The organism is Amycolatopsis sp. NPDC033938 (assembly GCF_055575975.1).
Window position 1 is genome coordinate 1 of record NZ_JBVIRO010000045.1, and the last position, 1660, is coordinate 1660.

The 1660-nt window shown below is 56.3% G+C and carries 1 rRNA gene; it reads right to left on the reverse strand.

Annotated elements, in window-relative coordinates:
- Positions 1 to 1660, reverse strand: a 23S ribosomal RNA gene (locus tag ACZ5ZX_RS41665); the annotation flags it as partial.

Genomic DNA, 1660 nt, shown 5'->3' on the forward strand with positions numbered 1-1660 from the left:
AAGGGTTAACCGGTCCTCTTAACGTTCCAGCACCGGGCAGGCGTCAGTCCATATACATCGTCTTGCGACTTCGCATGGACCTGTGTTTTTAGTAAACAGTCGCTTTCCGCTGGTCTCTGCGGCCACCCACCCCTAGTCCGCACGGGACTTCAGAGTGTTTGGCCCCCCTTCTCCCGAAGTTACGGGGGCATTTTGCCGAGTTCCTTAACCACAGTTCACCCGATCGCCTTAGTATTCTCTACCTGACCACCTGTGTTGGTTTGGGGTACGGGCCGTGCACGCACTCGCTAGAGGCTTTTCTCGGCAGCATAGGATCACTCTACTTCACCTCAATCGGCTACGCATCACGTCTCAGCCTATGTGAAACACGGATTTACCTATGTTCCGGCCTACACGCTTACACCAGTACTACCACTCACTGGCGGAGCTACCTTCCTGCGTCACCCCATCACTCGACTACTACGGAATCAGATCCCACGCTCCACAACCAGCCTCCACCCCGAAGGGTCTCAGCTGGCGCTTTGGGTGGTTAGTATCAACCGCCTCATCCTGGGCGCACGTGCTCGGGTACGGGAATATCAACCCGTTATCCATCGACTACGCCTGTCGGCCTCGCCTTAGGTCCCGACTTACCCTGGGCGGATTAGCCTGGCCCAGGAACCCTTGGTCATCCGGCGGCAGAGTTTCTCACTCTGCATTCGCTACTCATGCCTGCATTCTCACTCCCACACCCTCCACGACTGGCTTCCGCCGCCGCTTCCCTGGATGCAGGACGCTCCCCTACCCATCCGTGCGACTGGACACTCCTTCACGAGAAGAGTCGATCTATATGCACGAATGACACAGCTTCGGCGGTGTGCTTAAGCCCCGCTACATTGTCGGCGCAGGACCACTTGACCAGTGAGCTATTACGCACTCTTTCAAGGGTGGCTGCTTCTAAGCCAACCTCCTGGTTGTCTGGGCAATCCCACATCCTTTCCCACTGAGCACACACTTAGGGGCCTTAGCTGGTGTTCTGGGCTGTTTCCCTCTCGACGACGAAGCTTATCCCCCGCCGTCTCACTGCCACACTCTCACACCACGGTATTCGGAGTTTGGTTGATTTCGGTAACCCGGTAAGGCCCCTAGACCATCCAGTAGCTCTACCCCCGTGGTGAAACATGTGACGCTGCACCTAAATGCATTTCGGGGAGAACCAGCTATCACGGAGTTTGATTGGCCTTTCACCCCTACCCACAGCTCATCCCCTCAGTTTTCAACCTAAGTGGGTTCGGCCCTCCACGTCGTCTTACCGACGCTTCAGCCTGGCCATGGGTAGATCACTCCGCTTCGGGTCTAGACCACGCGACTCAATCGCCCTATTCAGACTCGCTTTCGCTACGGCTACCCCACACGGGTTAACCTCGCCACGCAGCACTAACTCGCAGGCTCATTCTTCAAAAGGCACGCCATCACCGTAAACATCAAAGATGTTGCTCGGGCTCTGACGGCTTGTAGGCACACGGTTTCAGGTACTCTTTCACTCCCCTCCCGGGGTACTTTTCATCTTTCCCTCACGGTACTAGTCCGCTATCGGTCTTCAGGAAGTATTTAGGCTTACCGGGTGGTCCCGGCAGATTCACAGCAAATTCCACGAGCTCGCTGCTACTCGGGAACACCA